Annotated in this window: 20 protein-coding genes and 1 tRNA gene; 6 read left to right on the forward strand and 15 right to left on the reverse strand. The window is 59.8% G+C overall.

Annotation, left to right across the window (positions count from 1 at the left end):
• Positions 1-358 precede the first annotated feature (358 nt).
• The 3 genes from ACMCNM_RS21095 to ACMCNM_RS21105 form a co-directional block, all read right to left on the reverse strand.
• Complete coding sequence (locus tag ACMCNM_RS21095) at positions 359-1,795, reverse strand: coniferyl aldehyde dehydrogenase (RefSeq protein WP_412765344.1); 1,437 nt, start codon at positions 1,793-1,795, stop codon at positions 359-361.
• Positions 1,792-3,048 carry an NADH:flavin oxidoreductase/NADH oxidase family protein gene (locus tag ACMCNM_RS21100; protein ID WP_412765345.1) on the reverse strand — a complete coding sequence of 419 codons (1,257 nt, stop codon included), beginning with the start codon at positions 3,046-3,048 and terminating at the stop codon, positions 1,792-1,794. Before ACMCNM_RS21100 ends, ACMCNM_RS21095 begins: the two co-directional genes overlap by 4 nt.
• Positions 3,049-3,120: 72 nt before the next feature.
• Positions 3,121-4,197: a saccharopine dehydrogenase family protein gene (locus tag ACMCNM_RS21105; protein ID WP_412765346.1), complete on the reverse strand. Its 1,077-nt coding sequence runs from the start codon at positions 4,195-4,197 to the stop codon at positions 3,121-3,123.
• A gap of 195 nt (positions 4,198-4,392) precedes the next feature.
• Here ACMCNM_RS21105 and ACMCNM_RS21110 point away from each other — a divergent pair, with 195 nt between their 5' ends.
• The gene (locus tag ACMCNM_RS21110) at positions 4,393-5,196 is read left to right on the forward strand and encodes a type 1 glutamine amidotransferase domain-containing protein (RefSeq protein WP_412765347.1); all 804 of its coding nucleotides are present in this window, start codon (positions 4,393-4,395) and stop codon (positions 5,194-5,196) included.
• 115 nt (positions 5,197-5,311) lie between these two features.
• A complete protein-coding gene (locus ACMCNM_RS21115) occupies positions 5,312-6,238 on the forward strand; it encodes an acetoacetate decarboxylase (ADC) (RefSeq protein WP_412765951.1) in 927 nt (308 codons plus the stop codon).
• Positions 6,239-6,253: 15 nt separating this feature from the next.
• Here the strand turns inward: ACMCNM_RS21115 and ACMCNM_RS21120 are convergent, their stop codons facing one another.
• Complete coding sequence (locus ACMCNM_RS21120) at positions 6,254-6,733, reverse strand: MerR family transcriptional regulator (RefSeq protein ID WP_238215091.1); 480 nt, start codon at positions 6,731-6,733, stop codon at positions 6,254-6,256.
• Between the two features lie 237 nt (positions 6,734-6,970).
• Between ACMCNM_RS21120 and ACMCNM_RS21125 the strand changes: the two genes are divergently transcribed.
• Complete coding sequence (locus tag ACMCNM_RS21125) at positions 6,971-7,801, forward strand: alpha/beta fold hydrolase (RefSeq protein WP_412765348.1); 831 nt, start codon at positions 6,971-6,973, stop codon at positions 7,799-7,801.
• Positions 7,802-8,108: 307 nt separating this feature from the next.
• Here ACMCNM_RS21125 and ACMCNM_RS21130 read toward each other — a convergent pair whose 3' ends face one another.
• The 8 genes from ACMCNM_RS21130 to ACMCNM_RS21165 form a co-directional block, all read right to left on the reverse strand.
• Complete coding sequence (locus tag ACMCNM_RS21130; RefSeq protein WP_274888272.1) at positions 8,109-8,393, reverse strand: hypothetical protein; 285 nt, start codon at positions 8,391-8,393, stop codon at positions 8,109-8,111.
• A 163-nt stretch (positions 8,394-8,556) separates the two neighbouring features.
• Positions 8,557-8,632 (reverse strand) — tRNA-Gly (locus tag ACMCNM_RS21135).
• A 63-nt stretch (positions 8,633-8,695) separates the two neighbouring features.
• The gene (gene pgsA / locus ACMCNM_RS21140) at positions 8,696-9,256 is read right to left on the reverse strand and encodes a CDP-diacylglycerol--glycerol-3-phosphate 3-phosphatidyltransferase (protein ID WP_027592792.1); all 561 of its coding nucleotides are present in this window, start codon (positions 9,254-9,256) and stop codon (positions 8,696-8,698) included.
• Positions 9,257-9,289: 33 nt separating this feature from the next.
• Positions 9,290-11,113: an excinuclease ABC subunit UvrC gene (gene uvrC / locus ACMCNM_RS21145; protein ID WP_085272601.1), complete on the reverse strand. Its 1,824-nt coding sequence runs from the start codon at positions 11,111-11,113 to the stop codon at positions 9,290-9,292.
• 5 nt (positions 11,114-11,118) lie between these two features.
• Positions 11,119-11,757, reverse strand: a complete 639-nt coding sequence (gene uvrY, locus ACMCNM_RS21150; protein WP_027592794.1) for a UvrY/SirA/GacA family response regulator transcription factor — start codon at positions 11,755-11,757, stop codon at positions 11,119-11,121.
• A 63-nt stretch (positions 11,758-11,820) separates the two neighbouring features.
• Entirely contained in the window at positions 11,821-12,210 is a 390-nt protein-coding gene (locus tag ACMCNM_RS21155; protein ID WP_027592795.1) for a helix-turn-helix domain-containing protein, read from the reverse strand.
• A 121-nt stretch (positions 12,211-12,331) separates the two neighbouring features.
• Positions 12,332-12,763 (reverse strand): GNAT family N-acetyltransferase, encoded by a 432-nt coding sequence (locus ACMCNM_RS21160; protein WP_412765349.1) that lies wholly within the window; start codon positions 12,761-12,763, stop codon positions 12,332-12,334.
• A 13-nt stretch (positions 12,764-12,776) separates the two neighbouring features.
• A complete protein-coding gene (locus ACMCNM_RS21165; protein ID WP_099428758.1) occupies positions 12,777-13,163 on the reverse strand; it encodes a DUF488 domain-containing protein in 387 nt (128 codons plus the stop codon).
• A 128-nt stretch (positions 13,164-13,291) separates the two neighbouring features.
• Here ACMCNM_RS21165 and ACMCNM_RS21170 point away from each other — a divergent pair, with 128 nt between their 5' ends.
• Positions 13,292-14,908 (forward strand): inorganic phosphate transporter, encoded by a 1,617-nt coding sequence (locus ACMCNM_RS21170; protein WP_252825145.1) that lies wholly within the window; start codon positions 13,292-13,294, stop codon positions 14,906-14,908.
• A gap of 105 nt (positions 14,909-15,013) precedes the next feature.
• Here ACMCNM_RS21170 and ACMCNM_RS21175 read toward each other — a convergent pair whose 3' ends face one another.
• From ACMCNM_RS21175 to ACMCNM_RS21185, 3 genes are all read right to left on the reverse strand, one after another.
• Entirely contained in the window at positions 15,014-15,709 is a 696-nt protein-coding gene (locus ACMCNM_RS21175) for a glutathione S-transferase N-terminal domain-containing protein (protein WP_027592799.1), read from the reverse strand.
• 87 nt (positions 15,710-15,796) lie between these two features.
• On the reverse strand, positions 15,797-16,294 hold the full coding sequence (locus ACMCNM_RS21180; protein ID WP_099428755.1) for a PaaI family thioesterase: 498 nt from the start codon (positions 16,292-16,294) through the stop codon (positions 15,797-15,799).
• 103 nt (positions 16,295-16,397) lie between these two features.
• Positions 16,398-17,780: an amino acid permease gene (locus ACMCNM_RS21185; RefSeq protein ID WP_027592801.1), complete on the reverse strand. Its 1,383-nt coding sequence runs from the start codon at positions 17,778-17,780 to the stop codon at positions 16,398-16,400.
• A gap of 255 nt (positions 17,781-18,035) precedes the next feature.
• On the opposite strand from ACMCNM_RS21185, the gene gcvA reads away from it, so the two are divergent.
• Both gcvA and ACMCNM_RS21195 read left to right on the forward strand, forming a co-directional pair.
• The gene (gene gcvA / locus ACMCNM_RS21190; RefSeq protein WP_027592802.1) at positions 18,036-18,932 is read left to right on the forward strand and encodes a transcriptional regulator GcvA; all 897 of its coding nucleotides are present in this window, start codon (positions 18,036-18,038) and stop codon (positions 18,930-18,932) included.
• 132 nt (positions 18,933-19,064) lie between these two features.
• Complete coding sequence (locus ACMCNM_RS21195; protein WP_186680800.1) at positions 19,065-20,309, forward strand: aspartate aminotransferase family protein; 1,245 nt, start codon at positions 19,065-19,067, stop codon at positions 20,307-20,309.

Here is a 20,309-nt window from a genome sequence, read left to right on the forward strand (position 1 = left end):
CACGCTAACGGTGATCAGCACAATGCCGTGTTACGCCCTTTAGTTGGTCCTAACCGTTCCTTCAACAATGTGCTCTTACGGTACTGCTATTCGCCAATGGCAGCTAAGGGTCGAAAGCAGACCGTCGCGACTGACCGCAATCGACCCATAGCGGCCCTTCGTGCAGGGCAGCAATCGGCCAGAAGCGGCCCTTCGTGACAGGCAAAAATCAGCCAAAAGTGCGCTTTATCTGATCACGAATGAAGCACACTGGCGTGTTGTTGCCCACGATGCCCCAGATGCCTCGTCGCGGAGCTTGTCTGCCAACGGACTGAAACAGCTTGGCGCTGGTGTACTTCCTCGACCGCTCGACTCGGAGTTATGGCCGCGCCCGAAGCGTGATTGCTATGGCGAATTTAGCCAGTTTGCCGAAAGGTGCTCTGAGCAGGCTAGGTAGGCTCCAGCGACCCTGGACGAATACTCCCTTGGCATGGCTCATGGCGCGAAACCCCTCGATACCGTGGTAGGCCCCCATACCGCTCGGCCCTACGCCGCCGAATGGTAGATCATCCACAGCAACGTGCAGCAGAGTGTTGTTGATGCCGACATTCCCGGATGTGGTGCGCTTGAGCACAGCCTCGCTGTCGGCATCCATATTGCCGAAATAGTAAAGCGCTAGTGGACGCGGCCTGGCGTTGATGTAGTCAATTACTTCGTCGAGAGAGCGGTAGGTGCGAACCGGTAGCAGTGGGCCGAAGATTTCTTCCTGCATGACCAATGCATCGTCTGCGGCTCCCACGATCAACACCGGAGCCAATGTCCGCGGTCGCTCCGTCGCACGCTCTGGGGTCACTCCTACCTCAATCACGTCTGCTCCCTTTGCGCGCGCGTCTTTGATGAGCGTATGCAACCGCATGTAATGCCTGTCGCTGATGATCGAGGTGTAATCGGGACTTGCTGGGCCTTGCGGATAAGTACGGGCAACAGCGTCGCGGTATCGGGTGATGAACTCGCCCAGGTCGTCTTCATGAACCAGGGCGTAGTCCGGTGCAACGCAGGTCTGACCAGCATTGGATAATTTGCCGAAGACGATGCTTTCCAATGCGCTACGCCCTGTATGGCCTGGCGCCAAGACCACGGGGCTCTTGCCGCCCAGTTCAAGGGTCAGCGGTACCAGATTGTCACTGGCGGCGCGCATTACCATTCGACCTACCTGAGTGCTGCCGGTGAACAGCAGGTGATCGAACGGAAGGCTGCTGAAATAGGCGCCTGTCTCAGGGCCGCCGAGTACCACTGCTACCTCATCGGCAGAAAAGCAGCTCGCCAGCATGCGCTGAATCAATTCGCTGGTGCGTGGCGTAAGCTCGGAGGGTTTGATCATCACCCGGTTGCCAGCCGCGAGCGCAGTTGCCAATGGGATGAAGGTTAGGGAGAACGGGTAGTTCCAAGGTGCCATGACTCCAATCACACCTTTAGGCTGGTACTCCACATAGGCGCGGCCGGCGCGATGAAACGCCGCGACATGACGACGTTCGGGCTTCATGAAACGGCGCAGGTGTCGTAACAAGTAGTCAATGGACTGAACCACGCCAAGCAGTTCCATGATGTCGGTTTCATGCCTGGAGCGATTGCCGAAATCAGTACTGATCGCATCCTCTACTTCACGCCTGTGAGCGAGCACCACCGCGCGCAATTTGATCAGGTTGGCCCTGCGTCGTTTGAGGCTGGGTGGCCCGTCGTTAAGAAATGCCCTTCTTTGTTGATCGAGCGTATTGGCGATGTCGATAACTGGGGAGTCTTCTACAGCGACGGTCATCTTGCGTCTCCCAGGCCGTTGTAATGCGCAGACGTTTCAATCCATTTCCGGTACTGGCGAGTGCGAAAGGCCATGAAGAGCTGTTGCAGGATCAGCGCGCGCAACGGTGAAACGCTCGGATCGGGCTTTTTAGCCCGGCTGAGTTTGCGCAATTGAAACTTCACTACTGCCATGTTCGCCAAGGATGCGATGGCTTTGTTTTTCCAGGTGATCGGCGGCAATTGAGGGGCATTCTCTTTGCCCTGCAACCAATCACGAGGCAAGTGCGGATCGATGGCTAACGCCGTTCCGATGCCCACCATGTCCACACCACTCTGCACGACGCTTTCGGCCACCGGCCGGCGACGTATACCGCCGGTGACCATCACCGGCATTTGGGCGACGGTTTGGAGATCACGGGCGAACTCAAGGAAATAAGCTTCGCGAGCGAGGGTGCGACCATCGCGCGCGTCACCCTGCATGGCGGGTACTTCGTAGCTGCCTCCCGACAACTCCACCATGTCCACGCCCAGGTCGTTGAGCAACTCAACTACCTTTTTCGCATCATCGGCGGTGAATCCTCCGCGCTGGAAATCGGCGGAGTTGAGTTTGACCGCCACTGCAAAATCCGCAGAAACCACAGCCCTGACGGCCTTGACGATTTCGAGCAACAGGCGTGCCCGGTTTTCTAGAGAGCCACCCCACTCGTCCGTCCTTTGGTTGGTCAACGGCGAAAGGAACTGGCTCAACAAATAGCCATGGGCAGCGTGGATTTGCACGCCGGTGAATCCGGCTTGTTCGCCCAGACGTGCGGTGTTGGCAAAGCGCTGAATGACTTCTTCGATCACGCCAGCGGTCATCGCGTGAGGCGTGGCAAAACGCTTGGACATTTTACCCAGTTCCAGCGGCACGGCTGACGGTGCCCAGGTTTTTTGCCCAAGATTGGACTGCATCTGCCGACCTGGGTGATTGATCTGCAACCAGAACTGCGCACCGCTAGATCGCCCAATACGCGCCCAGCGCTTGAACTTGTCCAGTTGCTGATCGTCCTGCAACACCACGCCACCCGGCCCGGTCATGGCGCGGCCGTCGACCATCACGTTGCCGGTGATAATCAGGCCTGCACCACCGTCGGCCCATGCTTGATAGAGACGCATGAGTTCTTCGGAGGGTGCCTGGTCAGCATCCGCCATGTTCTCTTCCATGGCGGCTTTGGCGATTCGGTTCTTGATGGTCGAACCGTTGGGAAGCATCAGGGTGTTGAACACATTCATCGAGCAGTCCTCAACTGGAGATGAGGCCACCTTAAGCTTGAAGTAAACTTTAAGGTCAATACCTTTTCAAGGTCAGTCGATGTTCAACGCGCCAGACCCTGGCAAGCGCGTCACCATATGGGCGCCCAACAACCGAGCGGGTGTGTAGGCGCCGCCAGCTGGGCGCATCTGTAGCAGGTAGTCGACCACAGCCAAGGCTGCGTTGACCGTCAGACTGTAGACGTTTGCGGTGTGCACGCGTGCGACTTTGCATTCGCCGCGAGCGTTTCTAGCCTCACCCCATACATAGGTGCCTTGATCGGCACGCTTTTCCTGATCCGGGCCGACTACTGTCTTGCCGATGCGCGCCTTCAGCAGGCTCTGCACGAAGGACAAACCCAACAGTGGACGAATGAAATTGGCGAATCTGGCGCCGCGAATCATCCCCGCAGAGCCTGGAATAAACACTTCGATATTGGCAATACCAGTGGTATGCCAAGCTGTGGAAACGTCGCCCCAAGGAATGGTCATGGCCAATTTCTCTCCGGCGCCAAAGTCGATACGCCGTACCCGATACGCCAGCGGTACTGAGACGATTTTGCCGTCACGACGAACCTTGCCGCCCTGCGCCATGCCTTCAATCGAAGTTTTGGCAGTACCGGGTGAAAAGCTCGAGCGCGAATCAAACCCCAGCGCCAGATGCGTTGCATCCGGCAGTGCGTTTTTCAATGCAGCGGCGACACAGTCAGTCGGCACCACATCAAAGCCGACGCCGGGGCAAATGACCACACCCGCCGCGCGCGCCCGTTCACTCAAGGACTGGGCGTGCTCAAATACGGCAATTTCGCCGGTGATGTCCAGGTAGTGCGCATTGGCGCGCAAGCAGGCTTCCATCATAGGGGTGGCGGTCGCTGAAAACGGCCCTGCGCAATTCAGAACCAAGCCATGGCCTTTGATCTGAGCCAGCAACCGCACTTCATCGTCCAGTCCGAACACTCGGGTTTCAACGCCCAGCTCCCGACCCAGGGCTTCGACCTTGTCACGGTTGCGTCCCGCCAGCACAGGTTTAAGTCCACGCTTTACAGCATCACGAGCGATCAACTCGCCGGTGTAGCCATTGGCGCCATAGATCATCCATTTGAACATATCCAGGTTGTCTTGCTGACCCATGCATTGCTCCTGACGGTATTGATGACGTGCGTTATTGCCTTGCCCAATCAGTGTCAGACGCTAGCGTTAAAGTCAGGTTGAGGGTCAAGCGGAAGTGAGCAACTGCCGGTGGAAATTATTTGCAGTGGTGGGGATTGACCTTAAAGCGAGGTTTAAGGTGAGGATGCGCTGACCTGCTTGATTGATGGAACCCGGATGATGCTCAAGACCTTTGTTTCTTATGCGTTGGTATTGATAGGTAGCGCTTTGATGACATTTGCAAATGCTGATACCGCCCCTTCCACAATGACTGCCAAGAATCGCCAAATTCTGGTGATTCTGACCAATCACGCCAGCTATCCATCGCGAACCGATACCACGGGGTTGTGGCTGACTGAGCTAACGCATTTCACCGATGTAGTGGAGGCGGCTGGCTACAGCACAGTTTTTGCCAGTCCCAAAGGCGGAGCGGTGCCACTGGATGAGCGCAGCCTAGGTTGGCTGTACATGGACAAGGCCGCCCGAGAGCATTTGCAGTCCCCTGCCTTTCGCGCTCGCCTGCAAAGCACGCTGCCGATCGCCGATATCGATCCGTCCCAGTTCGGCGTCATCTACTTCACCGGGGGCCATGGAGTGATGTGGGACTTCCCCAATAATCCCGACCTGCGGCGTGTCGCCGAACACATCTACAACCAAGGTGGCATCGTCTCGGCCGTCTGCCATGGCGTAGCGGGTCTGTTGGATCTGAAGGATGAACAAGGCCAGTTGATCATCAAGGGCAAGAACATCACCGGCTTCTCTGATCGCGAAGAGCTGTTCTCCGGCATGAAAAGCCAGGTTCCCTTCTTCCTTGAGGATAAGTTGGTGAGCCAGGGTGCGCGATACCGCAAGGGCTGGCTGCCATTCACGTCATTTGCCATCACGGATGGAAGGCTTGTCACCGGCCAAAACCCTCAATCGCCCAAAGCCGTAGCTGAAGCCGTGATGGCGTTGCTCTCTGGCGAAAACGTAACTCGCTGAACCCTGAAGTAGTTCCCACCTCGCGGAGAAAGACCGATTGAAACTCGCAAGCGCCGTATTAACAGGATTGCTGTTCAGCTCAATTGCCAACTCTGTGTTGGCGGGGACGTCTGAAATGCTCAGCCCGACTGAAACCAACACAATCGATATCGCAGGCCACACAGTGCCGGTCGTCAAGGGCGGCCTGTACGACCGTTATCGCTCGAACCCGCCCTTGTCAGTGATTGCAGCAGAACTGCCGGATGTTGATTTGAGCTGGTTCAAAGGACTGGAAAAGCACAAGGTCGACATTGGCTTCGAGTCATACTCCCCGAACTTTTACTACCAGAACAGTCGCGTTACGGCGGTCTATACAGCCGATCTGGACGCACTGCGGGCCCTGATGCCTCCGGAAGTAATGGCCACCGTGCAACCCCTACAAGTCTGGCCGGGCCGGGGTTTGATCGCATTCACCGCGTACACCTATGAACATTGCGATAACGACGCCTATAACGAAGTGGCCGTGTCGATTATCACCAACAAGCCCGGCAAATCGAATCTGGGGCCGTTCACGCTGATTGGCCAGTCGATGTCTGGCGATTTCTGGGGCTATGTGCTCAAGCTGCCGGTCAATACAGAGCTTGCGCGGGTTCGTGGTGTCGTCGGCTATAACCTGCCGAAATGGCTGACCGGGATTGACCGCAAGGAAGGTGAGCAATCGGTAGTCTATGACATCACCGACAGCCAGACGGGCAAGGTCGATGTGTCCTTCAAAGCGAAGAAGCTCAATGGCCTCTCGCATGATGTCGATATCGTCACCAGCAGCTTCACCAACCTCGATCATCAGGGCCGACTGGTCTATGGGTACGCTGTTTCCCGCCAGCTCAGCCACGGCTCCAGCCGCGATGCGGATTCAGCCACCCTTACCCTGGGTGACGGCAGCCTGTCGAATTACCTCCGTGCCCTGAAACTCGGGAAAATGATGAAGTACGAATACGTGCCTGAGTTCCAGAGTGCGCTCTACGCGCCTAAACCGCTTGCCACTCTGGTTGGCGAGCGCTGAAACCTGTTACGCCTGTCAGGCCCGGGAAGCCTGGCGGGCGTTTTTTCTCGTGGAAGACGTTACCGCACGCTTGCCGGAAGCTTGGCCACCCCCTTCTTCACGCAAACGATTTATCAGCATTTGCGCATTGTCCGCACACGCCATGCCTTCGGGCTTACCCTCGATGCCCTTGATGACGAGCAGAAGTTGCGCTTTGTTCTGGGCTAGCCGTTCCTGTAGAACACCGATTTCCTCAACCTTTTGCTTGAGCCCACTGAGCAACTCATCGTGCTGCCAGCCGCTGGCATTCATCGGCATCAATTGCCGGATTTCTTCCAATGAAAAACCAGCCGCCTGCGCTCCGGTGATGATCTCCAGAACCCACTCGGTATCAGGCGCATAGTCCCTGTAGCCATTTGCTTTGCGTTCGACGGACCTGATCAGGCCGCTTGCCTCATAGAATCGGATGCGTGACGGCGCCAACCCGCTGATTTTCGACAGTTCGCCTATTCTCATAACCCACCCTGAAAAATCTATTGACCTTGAAGTTGACTTTAAACCTAAAGTCATAGGGCGGCCAAGCAGCACAAATGCAATGTGTTGCTCAGCCGTTATGGAAGTCATGGGGCAGGCGCAACAATCCACAATCGCGCCCTCTGAACCGCCTATCGGATGGGCTGCACTTTGTTCATTCAAGGCCCTGCTCCGAACGCGATTCGGTATAGGCCTTCACTTCATTCTGGAGATACGAACATGGGGTATGTCACTACGCAAGACGGTGTTGAAATATTTTACAAAGACTGGGGGCCACGCGATGCCCAGGTAGTCTTTTTCCACCACGGATGGCCGCTTAGCGCGGACGATTGGGACGCGCAAATGCTCTTTTTCCTGGCTAACGGTTTCCGGGTTGTAGCACACGACCGGCGTGGTCATGGGCGATCCAGCCAGGTCTGGGATGGACACGACATGGATCACTATGCCGATGACGTCGTGGCAGTGGTTAATCATCTCGGCGTGCAAGGCGCTGTCCATGTCGGTCATTCCACCGGGGGAGGTGAAGTCATCCATTACATCGCACGCCACGGCGAAGACCGCGTGTCGAAAGCAGCCATCATCAGCGCTGTGCCGCCGCTGATGGTTCAGACCCCGAGCAATCCTGGCGGCCTGCCTAAATCAGTTTTCGACGACTTGCAGGCACAACTACAGGCGAATCGCGCACAGTTCTATCACGACGTTCCAGCAGGGCCTTTTTACGGCTATAACCGCCCGGGTTCAAAACCGTCCGAGGGCATCGTCTGGAACTGGTGGCGACAAGGCATGATGGGCTGTGCAAAGGCACACTATGACGGGATCGTGGCGTTTTCCCAGACCGACTTCACCGAAGATTTGAAGAGCATCAAGATTCCTGTCCTGGTGATGCATGGTGATGATGACCAGATCGTTCCTTATGAGAATGCCGGTGTTCTGTCAGCCAAACTTCTGCAAAACAGTACGCTGAAAATCTACCCGGGCTTCCCGCACGGAATGCCTACAACCAATGCCGATACGATTAACGCCGATCTGCTCGCATTCGTAAGGAGCTAATCAATTATAGGGCGGTGGGTACCCCGCCCTATATTTTTCAACGCCACCAAATTGGCGCTTTTAAATTCAGCGAGATGCCGTCAAAACTGTGCAATATGGATAACTGCTTTTTTAGCCGATAGCGGTGGTTGGCGAGCGTCTCCTTTGGGTCGAAAGCGGTCAGTCGCGAACGGCGGCTATCGACCCATAGCAGTCGGTCGGCACAGTCACTGAGCGAAGGTCGTTGAAACTGGCAGAACTGTTTACAGGCTTAATGCGCAGGCCGCTTCAGCACGGCATGACGTTCGAATCTCACGCTATCACTCCATTATTGGCAGTTGCGCACGTGGAAGAGGTAGGAGCCGATGACTTCGGCACGTCGAGCAAACCGCTCTATTTCTTTTACCCTGAACAGCTCATGACCTGGTGTGCGCTCGACGATGACAGCTTGAATGGCATCGTAGAACTGCTCGTACGCGATTGAGTAGCCAAGCTTTTTGAAGACGACGTGCAGAGCCTGGTAAAAGCGCTCTTCATCGTTCGGATGTCGAGTGTGCCAGGTGTCAACGCTTAGCCAGGGTAGAAGAAGCAGTTGGAGCGCCATCATGTCCATGATGAGCTTCCTGCATGTTAGGCGAATGTGATTGTAGCGACGTACAAATCGATTCCAAAACTGAAACGCCACCCCAGAAAGGTAACCGCTAAATCCCAGGCACAAAAAAAGAGGCCCTAAGGCCTCTTCTTTGTGATCCCAGCGACGCACTGAGGATCGAATTTGGAGCGGGAAACGAGACTCGAACTCGCGACCCCGACCTTGGCAAGGTCGTGCTCTACCAACTGAGCTATTCCCGCGTCGTGATGGGTGCCATTCTAGCGATATCTAAAACGGCGTCAACCCCTTGATTCAAAAAAGTTTTATTTTTGTTCCGAGCCTTCGCGCAGGTGGGGCCAGGCGGCCAGCAGGTAATGCGCCATCGACCACAGCGTCAGCCCTGCCGCCACCAGCAGCAGGCCGTAACCCAGAATCACCCACATCGTCACCGCAGGTGGGTTGCCCAGCAGAATGACCAGCGCCAGCATCTGCGCCGCGGTCTTCCACTTGCCGAGGTTGGACACCGCCACGTGCGCCCTCGCCCCCAGTTCGGCCATCCACTCGCGCAGCGCCGAAACGACGATCTCACGGCCGATGATCACCGCTGCGGGCAAGGTCAGCCAGAAGTTGGCGTGTACCTGCACCAGCAGCACCAGCGCCACGGCGACCATCAGTTTGTCGGCCACTGGGTCCAGGAAGGCACCGAACGGCGTGCTCTGCTGCAGGCGACGCGCCAGGTAGCCGTCCAGCCAGTCGGTGGCGGCGGCAACGGCGAACACACTGCTGGCGGCCATATAGCTCCAGTGATAGGGCATATAGAACAGCAGGATGAAGATCGGGATGAGCAGGACGCGTAGAACGGTGAGCAGGTTTGGAATATTCATCGGTACGACTGGCTGCGGGTTGAGCCCGGCATTCTACTCGCTATGCAGGCTGGCATAAATCGACTCGGCAAGCTTTTTACTGATGCCGGGGGCTTTGGCGATCTCATCGATACTGGCGCGGTTGAGCTCTTGCAGGCCGCCGAAGTGTTTCAGCAGGTCGCGCCGGCGCTTGGGGCCGACCCCGGCCACGTCTTCCAGGCTGGACACGCGACGGGCCTTACCGCGGCGGGCACGGTGGCCGGTGATGGCGAAGCGGTGGGCTTCGTCGCGGATCTGCTGGATAAGGTGCAGCGCCGGTGAGTCGCCCTTGAGGGTGAACTCGTGGTGCACGTCGTTGAGGTACAGGGTTTCGAAACCGGCCTTGCGGGTCACGCCTTTGGCCACGCCGAGCAGGGTCAGGTCGGTGAAGGCCAGCTCCTGCATCACGTCGCGGGCCATGTTCAACTGGCCTTTGCCGCCGTCCACCAGCAAAACGTCGGGCAACTTGCCCTCGCCGTCCTTGATGCGCCCGTAGCGGCGGGTCAGGGCCTGGTGCATGGCGGCGTAGTCGTCACCGGCGGTGACGCCTTCGATGTTGAAGCGCCGGTAGTCGGACTTGATTGGGCCTTCGGGGCCGAACACCACGCAGCTGGCCACGGTGGCTTCGCCGCTGGAGTGGCTGATGTCGTAGCACTCCAGGCGCTGCGGCACTTCGTCCAGGCCCAGCACCTGGGCCAGGGCCTCGAAGCGCGCGGCCATGTGCTGGCGGTTGGCCAGGCGGGCGTTGAGGGCCTGTTCGGCGTTGGTCACGGCCAATTGCTGCCAGCGGGCCCGAGTGCCGCGCACCCGGTGGGTGATGGTCAGCTCGCGGCCGCGTAGGGTCTGCAGTGCTTCGCTGATGGCTTCGAAGTCTTCGTGCACCACGTTGACGATGAGTTCGCCAGGCAGCTCACGCTCGGCGTTGCCCACGTAGTACTGGGACAGAAACGCGGCCATGACTTCAGCCACCTCCTCCTCGATACCCACCTGTGGGAAGAAGTTTTTGCTGCCCAGCACCCGCCCGCCGCGCACGCTGATCAGGTGCACGCAGGCGCCACCGGGGTTGACGAAGGCCGCGATGACGTCGACGTCGCCTGTACCGCCTTCGATGTACTGCTGGTCCTGCACGCGGCGCAACAGGGCGATCTGGTCGCGCAGTTCGGCGGCCTTCTCGAAATTGAGGGCCATGGCGGCCTTCTCCATTTCGGCATTGAGCTCGTTGCCCAACTGTTGGCTGCGGCCTTCGAGGAACATCACCGAGTGGCGGATATCGTCGGCGTACTCGTCTTTATCCACCAGGCCGACACACGGCCCTTTGCAGCGTTTGATCTGGTACTGCAGGCACGGCCGGGTGCGGTTGGCGTAGTAGCTGTCTTCGCACTGGCGCACCGAAAAGGCCTTTTGCAACAGGCTAAGGCTTTCGCGAATGGCGCCGGCGCTGGGGTACGGGCCGAAGTAACGGCCCTTGGCTTTTTTTGCACCGCGGTGGATGCCCAGGCGCGGGAAGTCGCCGTCAGACAGGAAGACATAAGGGTAAGACTTGTCGTCGCGCAACAGGATGTTGTACGGCGGTCGCCATTCCTTGATCAGGTTCTGCTCCAGCAGCAGTGCCTCGGTCTCGTTGGCGGTGATGGTGGTCTCGACCTGGGCGATACGGCCCACCAGCGCGGCGGTCTTGGGGGCCAGTCCGGTTTTACGGAAATAGCTGGCCAGACGCTTCTTGAGGTTTTTGGCCTTGCCCACGTAGAGCAGCCGCGCCTCGGCGTCGAACATACGGTAAACGCCCGGGCGACCGCTGCAGGTCGCCAGGAACGCGCTGGCATCAAAAGCTTGGGACATGAGGTTTACAGGCTTGCGTCAACCATACCGTGGCGAACGGCCAGCAAGGTCAGTTCGACGTCGCTGGTGACCGAGAGTTTTTCAAAGATCCGATAACGGTAAGTATTGACGGTCTTGGGCGAGAGGCACAACTTGTCCGAGATGATCTGCACCTTCTGGCAGCCGACGATCATCAAGGCGATCTGGATTTCCCGCTCGGACAAAGCATCAAACGGCGAGCCTTGCGGCTGGAACGACTTCAGCGCCAATTGCTGGGCGATTTGCGGGCTGATGTAGCGCTGGCCGGCAAAGGCCAGGCGAATGGCCTGGACCATTTCGTCGAGCCCGGCGCCCTTGGTCAGGTAACCGGCTGCGCCGGCTTGCAGCAGGCGCGTGGGGAATGGGTCTTCCTCGCACACGGTGACCGCGACCACCTTGATGTCAGGGTGGCTGCGCAACAGTTTACGGGTAGCCTCCAGGCCACCGATGCCCGGCATTTTCACGTCCATCAGGACGACGTCCGGCTTCAGTTCCCGGGCCAGCTTCAGCGCCGCTTCCCCTGAATCCCCCTCACCCACCACCTGCAAGCCGTCGATGTCGGCCAGCATGCGTGTAATACCGGTTCGTACCAGATCGTGATCATCGACCACTAAGACCCTAATCAAGCACACACCTCGTCTACAGGGCGATTGGATCCCGCCACCTTAACAAAATTTTTCATGGCGGGCCTAACGCAAAACTTCTGTCAGATAGGCCTGACGGCCAAGTGTGAAAGGCCTCACTGTTTCGCGGCTTTTAACCTCACCTGACAAACGCCCCAGCAAGTGCCAGAGCGCTGCTTGATCGGCGAGCGGCAATTGCCGAAAGGCCCCCAGCAATTCGGCCTCATCCTGGGTCATGTTTTCCAGCGGCGCGGGGGTGCGCACACCGCTGAGCACGTAGAGGGCATCCACGCCATGGGCGGCCACTGCGGCCAGGTAATCGGCACGCGGCGTGCGTTCGCCACTTTCGTATTTACCCTGGGCATTGGGCTCGACCCCACCAATGTCACCAAACACCCGCTGGGTCATCCCCAACCGCTCACGTTCTTCCCGCAGTCGCGGACCGAATCCATTCATAGGGTGCATCTCCTTAGTCCCTAGACACCATCCAACGCCGCTCACCTTCCTGTAAGCAGCTGTAAATTCCTGGGTCCACTATGCCCATGGTCACCGGCCACGACAAGCCATCACTGAGCTATCAGTCGATTGCGCGCTGCATGCGCACGAAGCACTCATCTTCGCCCATTTCGACAAAGCCCCTGCGCTGATACAACTGCCTGGCCGGGTTGCTGCGGAACACCATCAAACGCAGCAGTGGCACGCGCCGCTGCTTGGCCCAACCAGCGAGCGCCTCCAACACCCCACTGCCGATACCGCGCCCGCGGTGCTCGGGCAGCAGGTGCAACTCGCGAATGAACAGTGCCTGGCGGTCTTGGCTGAGGCTGCAGTAGCCCAGCACCGTGTCACCTTCCATCACCAGCCATTGCTCGCGCCAGCCCCAGGCCTGATCGAAGGCGTCTTCGAGCCAAAACAGGTCGAACTCACGGTAGTACGGCAGCATGGCCCGGCGCGTAAGGTCGCGGGCAAAGCTGCGGTGGGCGTCGGTGGCAGGTACAAGGTTCATGGCCATTAGTGTGCACTGCTCAGGTGGCGTAGCACACCGGCGAGCTGCCTGGGCCACGCCGTTCCAGCTCATCCTCCAGCCACTCGGCGAGCACCTGGGCATTGTTGTGCTCGGTGTTTTTGGCGGCATACAGCAAGGTCAGCGGCCCTTTGGCCGCCAGGTCCAGCAGTGGGTACCAGTGCTCGGGGTGGGCGGCCAGCTGTTGCTGGTAGCGCTGGGTGAAACCGGCGAAATCCACCTCCCCCTGGTGAAACGCCCTGCGCAATTCGTCCGAAGGTGCCACCTCGCGCAACCATTGGCCCTGCAGGTCTTCCTTGCGTTTGTTGCGCGGCCACAGGCGGTCGACCAGCACGCGCTGGCCATCTTCGTCGGCGACCGCTTCGTAGACACGTTTGCAGCGGATCATGGCTTTCTCCCGCATTTACCGTCTGTCTTGAGCCTAGTGAATTCATTGACCGAGGTCACGGACCGGTCACGAATTGCTCCTAAGCTCACAGCCTTCGGCACCTTCGCCCGACGCCAACCGGAGCCCCCATGGCAACCCCGTCCCTGGCCAGCCAGCCGCCACTGGCCCAACGCGATTCCCGCCCGCAGCTGTCCCACAAGCCCGGGCGTGCCACCCTGGTTTTGTTCTTCGGCCTGCTACTGGCAGGCATCGCCTACACCGCCTGGAGCCTGAAACAGGACGTCAGCGCCAGCGGCACGGTGATCACCACCGTCACCCCCTTCCTGTTGTTGGGCCTGGCGCTGCTGATTGCCCTGGGCTTCGAGTTCGTCAACGGCTTCCATGACACCGCCAACGCCGTCGCCACGGTTATCTATACGCATTCTTTGCCGGCACCGGTCGCCGTGGTCTGGTCGGGGTTGTGCAACTTCCTGGGGGTGCTGCTTTCCAGCGGCGCGGTGGCCTTTGGCATCATTGCCTTGTTGCCGGTAGAGCTGATTTTGCAGGTAGGTTCTTCGGCCGGTTTCGCCATGGTCTTCGCCCTGCTGCTGGCCGCGATCATCTGGAACCTGGGCACCTGGTGGCTGGGCCTGCCGGCGTCCTCCTCGCACACGCTGATCGGCTCGATCATCGGCGTAGGCGTGGCCAATGCGCTGATGCATGGGCGCGACGGCACCAGCGGCGTGGATTGGACCCAAGCCAGCAAGGTGGGGTATGCCCTGCTGTTTTCGCCACTGATCGGCTTTGCCTGCGCGGCCCTGTTGCTGCTGGCGCTGCGCGCGCTGGTCAAGCGCAAAGAGCTGTACCAGGCGCCAGAAGGCCAGACGCCGCCACCGTGGTGGATCCGTGGCGTACTGATCCTGACCTGCACCGGGGTATCGTTTGCCCATGGCTCCAACGATGGGCAAAAAGGCATGGGGCTGATCATGCTGATTCTGGTCGGCACGCTGCCGATGGCGTATGCACTGAACAAGACCATGCCCAGCGAACAGGCCCTGCAGTTCTCGGCCGTGGCCGAAGTGACGCGCCAGGCCCTGGTGCGCCATGACCCACAAGCGGCGCCCGCAGACCCGCGCCAAACCCTGACCGCGTTCATCGCCGAACCCAAGCCCAACCCGCAACTGGTACCAGCCCTGGCCGCCCTCACCGGCATGATCGGCGAAGAGGTGAAGGGTTACGGTTCGCTCAAGCGCGTGCCGGCCGAAGCCATGGCCAACGTGCGCAATGACATGTACCTGACCAGCGAAGCCATCCGCCTGCTCGACAAGCACCAGCTGACAAACTTCGATGCCGACACCCGCAGCCATGTGCAACTGTTCAAGACACAGCTGGACGACGCCACGCGCTACATTCCTCTGTGGGTCAAGGTAGCTGTGGCCATCGCGCTGGGGCTGGGGACTATGGTCGGCTGGCGACGCATTGTGGTGACTGTGGGCGAGAAGATCGGCAAGACCCACCTGAGCTATGCCCAAGGCGCATCGGCGGAGGTGGTTGCGATGTGCACCATCGGGGCGGCCGACATGTTCGGTCTGCCGGTCTCGACTACCCACGTGCTGAGCTCGGGTGTGGCTGGGACCATGGTCGCCAATGGCTCGGGGATTCAGAAGCGTACGTTGATCAACTTACTGATGGCCTGGGTGCTGACCCTGCCCGCGGCAATGCTGCTGGCAGGTAGCCTGTACTGGCTTCTTAACCAGATTTTCTAGGCTGCAATAAAGAACCTGTGGGAGCGGGCTTGCCCGCGAATGCGATGGTGGACCTACCACAGCATTCGCGGGCGAGCCCGCTCCCACAGGTTCAGGGATGCCCGATCATCCCGGGATTTTCAGGCCACGCTGAACCGCCGGCCGCTCCAAAAACGTCGCCAGCACCCGCTGCACTTCCTTGAACGCATCGAACCCGACCAGCTCACGGGCGTTGTAGCGCTCCACGAGGTTGCGCACCCAAGGGAAAATGGCGATGTCGGCGATGCTGTATTCGTCGACCATCCACTCGCGGCCTTGCAGGTGGCGGTCCAGCACACCCAGCAGGCGCTTCGATTCGTTGACGTAGCGATCCCGCGGGCGTTTGTCTTCGTATTCCTTGCCCGCAAAGAAATGGAAGAACCCGACCTGGCCGAACATCGGCCCGATGCCGCCCATCTGGAACATCAACCACTGCAGGGTCTGGTAACGGGTGGCGGGGTCCTGGCTGAGCAACTGCCCGCTCTTTTCCGCGAGGTACTGCAGGATCGCGCCCGACTCGAACAACGGAAGCGGCTGGCCGCCGGGGCCGTTCGGGTCGAGGATGGCGGGGATCTTGTTGTTGGCGCTGAGGGAAATGAACTCCGGGCTCAACTGGTCATCGTTGTCGAAGCTGACTTTGTGCGGCTCGTACGCCAGGCCGATCTCTTCGAGCATGATCGACACCTTGACCCCATTCGGCGTCGGCAACGAATACAGCTGCAAGCGCTCGGGGTGCTGGGCGGGCCATTTGCGGGTGATGGGGAATGCGCTCAGATCGGTCATGGTCAACCTTGCCTGGGGAATGGAGCTGTTACTTTAGTGACATCCCGCGTGGCTGACCATCACCGCCCCTTCATCGGCACAGGCGGCTCAAGCCTGGCCGTGGGCCTTGAGCTTGAGCTTTTCGGTGTCGACCCGAACGAACACCGAGTCCGCCGTCACCGTGAGTACATCGTCTGCCCAGACCTCACAGATAACCCGGCTCTTGCGCCCGACGTCGCCTTCTACGCGTGCCTTGAGCAGCAACTCGACACCCATGGGGGTCGGTTTCAGGTAGCTGAGGTTGAGTGTGCCCGTGACGCAGTCGATACGCGGCAGGCTGCCCGGTTCGCGGCCTTCGTTGCGGTAGTGATAGGCCATGGCGGTCCAGTTGGAGTGGCAATCGACCAGCATGGCCAGTAAGCCGCCATAAACCAGGCCGGGCCAGCCGATGAAGGTGCTGTCGGGCGCGTGGCGGCACAGCAGGTGGATGCCGTCGGCGTCCCAATGGCTTTGCAGGTGCAGGCCGCTGGGGTGGGAGCAGCCACAGCCGTAGCAGGTGCCTTCCGGTGCAGCAAGCTGCTGGAGGGAAAGGGTGTGCTCGTTCATACGCTTCCTGTGCTTGTTGGAATGGGAAGTGAGGCAAGCGTCGATGGTAGCGCCGCGCTGGGCCAGCGCCAATGAGAAAGGGGCGCTAAGCGCCCCCTCTGGATCAAGCAGTCTGTGCGACCACCTTGCCGCGCCGCTGGGTCAGCGACACCAGCAGGATGAACAGCGTCACCCCGGCAGTCATCAGCGTCTCGTAGCGGTAGGCATCGCTGAACAGCATGTAGCCCAGGACCATGACGATGGTGCCGATCACCAGCCAGGTCAGATAAGGGAACAGCCACATCTTAAGCTCCAGCGGCGTGCCCTCACGGTCTGCACGGGCCCGCATGCGCAGCTGGGACACGGCAATCACCAGGTACACCAGCAAGGCAATGGCGCCGGTGGTGGACAGCAGGAAACCGAACACCTTGCCGGGGAACACATAGTTGACGAAGCAACCGGCAAAGCCTGCCAGGGTCGAGAAGATGACCGCTACCGTTGGCACGCCAGCACCCGAAATGCGCTTGGTCATGCTCAGCGCCTGGCCACGGGCACCCAGGGAGTAGAGCATCCGCGAGGCCGTGTACAGGCCGGAGTTCATGCAGCTGGTGACCGCCACCAGCACCACCAGGTCGACCAGCAGCTTGGCGCCCGGCACATTGAGCACTTCCAGCACCCGCTGGAACGAGCCCACGGCTTTCAGGGCCGGGTCGTTCCAGGCCACCAGCGACACCACCAGGAAGATCGAGGCCAGGTAGAAGATCGCGATGCGGTACACCACCAGGTTGGTGGCACGGCGGATCTTGTCTTTCGGGTTGGCTGTTTCGTCAGCGGCAATGGTGACGATCTCGGCGCCGAAGAACGAGAAGATGGTGATCAGCACGCCACCCAGCACAGTGCCAAAGCCATTGGGCATGAAGCCGCCATTGTCCCACAGCCGGCTCACGCCCGAGACCTCGGCCAACGGCCAGAAGCCGAACACGGCCAGGCTGCAGACGATGATGAAGGCAACGATGGCAACCACCTTGACCAGCGCGAACCAGTACTCGAAGGCACCGAAGTTCTTCACGCTGATCAGGTTGGTACCCGACAGCACGACCATGATCAGGAAGGCGAACAACCACGAAGGCACGCCGGGGAAGTAGGCATGCAGGATGTCTGCGCCAGCAATCGCCTCGACCGGGATGATCAGCACCCAGAACCACCAGTACAACCAACCGATGGTGAAGCCTGCCCAAGGGCCGATGGCCTCGGAGGCGTACGTGGAGAACGAGCCGCTGTTGGGGTTGGCGATGGCCATTTCGCCCAGCATACGCATCACCAGCAGCACCAGCAGGCCGGTCATGGCGTAGGAGATGAGGATGGCCGGGCCGGCGGTGGCAATGGCGTTGGAGGAGCCGATGAACAGGCCGGCGCCGATGATGCCGGCGATGGAGATCATGGACACCTGACGGGACGTCAGGCCGTGCTGCAAGGACCGCTGTTTCTTGTTTTCTAGCGAAGCCATGGAGAACCCTCGAATGGGTCGCCGTCGTGGGACGGCTAAAAAATGGAGCAGAATTCTTATTAATTTCGGGTGTGCGTTTTTTGTTGTTTTGTAGATGCCGGCGGTGGCTACTTCCCTCCTCTTCGCACGACCGGTTGTAATCGTTGATCCAGGTCAGTATTAATCTATAGGCCTGGGTCAACAAACGACCTTTTCGAAGCACATGATTCCAATACGGAATGAACTTCTTCCTTTTTTGCTCGGTACGCGCCTGTCATGTCCAAACGCCTGATGCCCTCGACCACCGCCCTCCAGTGCTTCGAAGCGGCTGCCCGCCACCTGAGCTTCACCCGCGCGGCGCAAGAGCTGCACCTGACCCAGAGCGCGGTCAGCAAACAGGTCGCGCAACTGGAGGACATGCTGTCGCACTCGCTGTTCCAGCGCATTCGCCGGCGCCTGCACCTGACCCCGGCCGGTGCGCTGTACCTGACCGAGGTGAACAAGATCCTCACCCAGATCGACATCTCCAGCCGCTACATCCTCAGCTATGGCGATGAGACCGAAGTGCTGCGCATCGCCACCCAGCCGACCTTCGGCGCGCGCTGGCTGGTGCCCAGGCTAAAGGGGTTTGGTGATCGCTATCCGCGTATTCACCTGGATATCCGTAACGAGCTGGAACCCTTCGACCTGGTGCAGTCCAAGGCCGACATCGCCTTCTTCTTCGGCCAGGGCACCTGGCCTGGGGCGACGTGTATCGAGCTGTTCAGCGAAGAAGTGGTGCCGGTGTGTGCCCCAGAGCTGCTCGCCAACCACCGTTTCACCAGCGCCGAGGCGCTGACCGAGCACCGCCTGCTGCAGTGTGTATCGCGCCCGGAGGCCTGGCATGAATGGTTTTTGGGGCTGGGGTTGCACAGCCAGAACAGCTACCACGGGCCGCGCTTCGACACGTTCTACCTGTGCATCCGGGCCGCTATCGCCGGCTGTGGCATTGCCCTGATTCCGCGGTACCTGGTGGCGGAGGAGTTGAACGAAGGCAAGCTGGTGGTGGCCTGGGACCACCCGGTGCCGAGCAATGGCAGGCACTTCATCGCCCATGCCGAGCATGCGGCGGAGGTGCCGAAGGTCAGGGCCTTCGTGCAGTGGATTCGCGAGCGGGTGGCTGAAGGGGATTGAGGCCAGTGCAGGTAACACAAAATCTTACAAGATCACGAATCCAAGGAATGATCGCAATCAAATAATTCGTTTGCGCAATACAGCCCCGGCACGCTTCGATAGTGGGAAACTCGAACAAGGTCCGCGTGCACCATGAATCAGGAAAGTATCAGCCAGTCCATTGCCATCGTTCACCCAATTACACTTTCCCACGGCAAGAATGCGGAAGTCTGGGACACCGACGGCAAACGTTATATCGACTTCGTCGGCGGTATCGGCGTACTCAACCTGGGCCATTGCAACCCAGCCGTGGTCGAAGCGATCCAGGCCCAGGCCACCCGCCTCACGCACTATGCCTTCAACGCAGCCCCCCACGGCCCGTACCTTGCCCTGATGGAGCGCCTCAGCGAGTTTGTCCCGGTCAGCTACCCGCTGGCCGGCATGCTCACCAACAGTGGCGCGGAAGCGGCGGAAAACGCCCTGAAAGTGGCCCGTGGCGCCACCGGCAAGCGCGCGATGATTGCATTCGACGGTGGCTTCCATGGCCGCACCCTGGCAACCCTGAACCTCAATGGCAAGGTCGCCCCGTACAAGCAACGCGTCGGCGATCTGCCAGGCCCGGTCTACCACCTGCCCTACCCCAGTGCCGACACCGGCGTCACCTGCGAACAGGCACTCAAGGCCATGGACCGGCTGTTCAGCGTCGAACTGGCGGTTGAAGATGTGGCAGCTTTCATCCTCGAACCGGTCCAGGGTGAAGGCGGCTTCCTCGCCCTCGACCCAGCATTCGCCCAGGCACTGCGCCACTTCTGCGACAAGCACGGCATTTTGATCATTATCGACGAGATCCAGTCGGGCTTTGGCCGTACCGGCCAGCGCTTTGCCTTCCCGCGCCTGGGCATCGAGCCCGACCTGCTGCTGCTGGCCAAAAGCATCGCAGGCGGCATGCCACTAGGTGCGGTCGTGGGCCGTAAAGAATTGATGGCATCACTGCCCAAGGGTGGCCTGGGCGGGACCTATTCGGGCAACCCGATTGCCTGCGCAGCGGCGCTGGCGAGCCTGGCGCAGATGACCGACGAGAACGTCGCCACCTGGGGCGAACGCCAGGAACAGGCGATTGTCAGCCGCGTCGAGCGCTGGAAAGCCCAGTACCCGTTCATCGGGAGGCTGACCGGTGTCGGCGCGATGCGCGGCATCGAATTCGTCAACGCCGACGGCAGCCCGGCACCGGCCCAGTTGGCCAAGGTCATGGAAGCAGCGCGCGGCAAAGGCCTGTTGCTGATGCCCAGCGGCAAGGCGCGGCATATCATCCGCCTGCTCGCACCACTGACCATCGAAGCCGAGGTGCTCGAAGAAGGCTTGGATATCCTCGAGCAGTGCCTGGCAGAGTTGAACTGA

Origin of the sequence: Pseudomonas sp. NGC7 (assembly GCF_047159675.1) — a bacterium.
Taxonomy (GTDB): Bacteria; Pseudomonadota; Gammaproteobacteria; order Pseudomonadales; family Pseudomonadaceae; genus Aquipseudomonas; species Aquipseudomonas kermanshahensis.

What these genes read in the sequence shown, in the direction of transcription:
- ACMCNM_RS21105 (WP_412765346.1), bottom strand. Translation starts at nt 4,197, where the DNA reads ATGGGTCAGCAAGACAACCTGGATATGTTCAAATGGATGATCTATGGC.
- pgsA (WP_027592792.1), bottom strand. Translation starts at nt 9,256, where the DNA reads ATGAATATTCCAAACCTGCTCACCGTTCTACGCGTCCTGCTCATCCCG.
- gcvA (WP_027592802.1), top strand. Translation starts at nt 18,036, where the DNA reads ATGTCCAAACGCCTGATGCCCTCGACCACCGCCCTCCAGTGCTTCGAA.
- ACMCNM_RS21110 (WP_412765347.1), top strand. Translation starts at nt 4,393, where the DNA reads ATGATGCTCAAGACCTTTGTTTCTTATGCGTTGGTATTGATAGGTAGC.
- ACMCNM_RS21130 (WP_274888272.1), bottom strand. Translation starts at nt 8,393, where the DNA reads ATGGACATGATGGCGCTCCAACTGCTTCTTCTACCCTGGCTAAGCGTT.
- ACMCNM_RS21185 (WP_027592801.1), bottom strand. Translation starts at nt 17,780, where the DNA reads ATGGCTTCGCTAGAAAACAAGAAACAGCGGTCCTTGCAGCACGGCCTG.
- ACMCNM_RS21095 (WP_412765344.1), bottom strand. Translation starts at nt 1,795, where the DNA reads ATGACCGTCGCTGTAGAAGACTCCCCAGTTATCGACATCGCCAATACG.
- uvrC (WP_085272601.1), bottom strand. Translation starts at nt 11,113, where the DNA reads ATGTCCCAAGCTTTTGATGCCAGCGCGTTCCTGGCGACCTGCAGCGGT.
- ACMCNM_RS21195 (WP_186680800.1), top strand. Translation starts at nt 19,065, where the DNA reads ATGAATCAGGAAAGTATCAGCCAGTCCATTGCCATCGTTCACCCAATT.
- ACMCNM_RS21100 (WP_412765345.1), bottom strand. Translation starts at nt 3,048, where the DNA reads ATGAATGTGTTCAACACCCTGATGCTTCCCAACGGTTCGACCATCAAG.
- ACMCNM_RS21155 (WP_027592795.1), bottom strand. Translation starts at nt 12,210, where the DNA reads ATGAATGGATTCGGTCCGCGACTGCGGGAAGAACGTGAGCGGTTGGGG.
- ACMCNM_RS21170 (WP_252825145.1), top strand. Translation starts at nt 13,292, where the DNA reads ATGGCAACCCCGTCCCTGGCCAGCCAGCCGCCACTGGCCCAACGCGAT.
- ACMCNM_RS21180 (WP_099428755.1), bottom strand. Translation starts at nt 16,294, where the DNA reads ATGAACGAGCACACCCTTTCCCTCCAGCAGCTTGCTGCACCGGAAGGC.
- ACMCNM_RS21120 (WP_238215091.1), bottom strand. Translation starts at nt 6,733, where the DNA reads ATGAGAATAGGCGAACTGTCGAAAATCAGCGGGTTGGCGCCGTCACGC.
- ACMCNM_RS21175 (WP_027592799.1), bottom strand. Translation starts at nt 15,709, where the DNA reads ATGACCGATCTGAGCGCATTCCCCATCACCCGCAAATGGCCCGCCCAG.
- ACMCNM_RS21165 (WP_099428758.1), bottom strand. Translation starts at nt 13,163, where the DNA reads ATGATCCGCTGCAAACGTGTCTACGAAGCGGTCGCCGACGAAGATGGC.
- ACMCNM_RS21160 (WP_412765349.1), bottom strand. Translation starts at nt 12,763, where the DNA reads ATGGCCATGAACCTTGTACCTGCCACCGACGCCCACCGCAGCTTTGCC.
- ACMCNM_RS21125 (WP_412765348.1), top strand. Translation starts at nt 6,971, where the DNA reads ATGGGGTATGTCACTACGCAAGACGGTGTTGAAATATTTTACAAAGAC.
- ACMCNM_RS21115 (WP_412765951.1), top strand. Translation starts at nt 5,312, where the DNA reads ATGCTCAGCCCGACTGAAACCAACACAATCGATATCGCAGGCCACACA.